The following is a 1,459-nucleotide window of genomic DNA, read 5'->3' on the forward strand; positions in this document are numbered from 1 at the left end:
CCTTGACGACCGCGTCGGTCGGCTCCTTCACGGCCGGGTCGGGCGCCTGCGCGACGCGGACGTCCCGCCTGCCGTGCCAGGTGACGGCTTTCACGGTTGTCTCCTTTGCTCAGTTGCGTTCGGTGCGCACCTACCCGGAACGGGCCGGCTAAACGGCGTGACCTGCGCAGGTTCGGCGCGGGGTCGGGTAAGGGCAGGCGTCACCCATCCCCCGAGAAGGCTCATGACCACGAGATCCTGCGCACCGTGGCCGGCCACCAGGTCCGCCGCCGGCCGGTGTTCGACGGGCCGGAAGAAGGGTCTCCGGGCGCTCACGACGCCTAAGCTTGGAGGTCTAGGGTGATACCGCGCCGGCGGAGACGCCGTGTGTATAGCGGCCGCTCAGGCTCAGATCACGCCGTCAGGCGGAGAGCCTTCGGCGAGGGTGCGGGGCAAGGTCGCTCCATGCCCTCCGTCGGTGACCTCTTACACGTGCAGGCGGAAAACAATTCTCAAGCGGGATCGCCTGATTCTTTCGAGGCGGCGCACTAGCTCACCGGCCGGCGGCGGGGAAATTGCGGGAGCGGAATTCTCTCGCAAACCCTAAAAACTCCGAAGAACGCCCATTTCCCATGTGTAGGCAGGGTATGGCTGACCGCGGAATCGTCTGATCACCATATTCGGGGGAAAAATGTTCACTCACACCAAATCCAAGAGGAAGGGACAGGTGGAGATCCTGTTCACCCTTCCCCGTGAGGCCGGACCGGTCTCGGTCGTCGGCGACTTCAACGGATGGGACCCGCTCGCCCACCCGATGACCCTGGGCGAGGACGGACACTACCGGGTCGCGGTCGCCGTGCCCCAGGGCGAGGCGTTCGCCTTCCGCTACCTGGCCGACGGCGGCCGCTGGTTCGACGACGAAGCAGCCGACGAGTACGACCACCGCGGCGCCGTCTTCCGCGTCGCCGCACCCGCACGCCGCACCACCGACCGCACCACCACCGACCGCATCATCACGGGCCGCGCCACCGCCGCCAAGCCCCGCGCCACCGCTGCCAAGCCCCGCGCCGCCACGGCCAAGATCGCACGCTGACCTTCCTCGCGCCTGCCTTCGGTGTGACCGTGGTTTCGCGTCGGAATGGCAGCCTGCCGCAAGGCATATGGCGTGGGCAGGCGTTCGGGGAGTCAGGGGGCGGCCGGCACCGGGACGGTCATCGGCATCGCGGTGGCGCTGTGGTCGGCGTCGGGGTACGTGGCGGCGTTCATGCGGGCCGCGAACATCATGTACGAGATGCCCGAGGGGCGGCCGATCTGGAAGACGTTGCCGCTGCGGCTGGCGATCACGCTCGTCCTGGTGGTCATGATGAACGAGAAAGAGAAGCCTCGACGGCGAGTGAGTGTTTTGTCCCTTTTGGGGTAGCTGGGCGGCATGTTCTTGCTGAGGCCGCCGGGCGTGTACCGGCCGCAGGGTGATACCGAT

General features: G+C 67.4%; 2 protein-coding genes. Both read left to right on the forward strand.

What is annotated here, in order from left to right:
- Window positions 1–706: 706 nt before the first annotated feature.
- Window positions 707–1,072 (forward strand): isoamylase early set domain-containing protein, encoded by a 366-nt coding sequence (locus HNR40_RS53420; protein ID WP_184976635.1) that lies wholly within the window; start codon window positions 707–709, stop codon window positions 1,070–1,072.
- Between the two features lie 45 nt (window positions 1,073–1,117).
- The gene (locus tag HNR40_RS58100) at window positions 1,118–1,399 is read left to right on the forward strand and encodes a YhjD/YihY/BrkB family envelope integrity protein (protein WP_376773629.1); all 282 of its coding nucleotides are present in this window, start codon (window positions 1,118–1,120) and stop codon (window positions 1,397–1,399) included.
- Window positions 1,400–1,459 lie beyond the last annotated feature (60 nt).

The organism is Nonomuraea endophytica, assembly GCF_014203235.1.
In the GTDB taxonomy this organism is placed as follows: Bacteria; Actinomycetota; Actinomycetes; order Streptosporangiales; family Streptosporangiaceae; genus Nonomuraea; species Nonomuraea endophytica.

Bases quoted from the DNA above. Each gene is read 5' to 3' on its own strand.
- HNR40_RS58100 (WP_376773629.1), top strand. From the start codon at position 1,118: ATGGCAGCCTGCCGCAAGGCATATGGCGTGGGCAGGCGTTCGGGGAGT.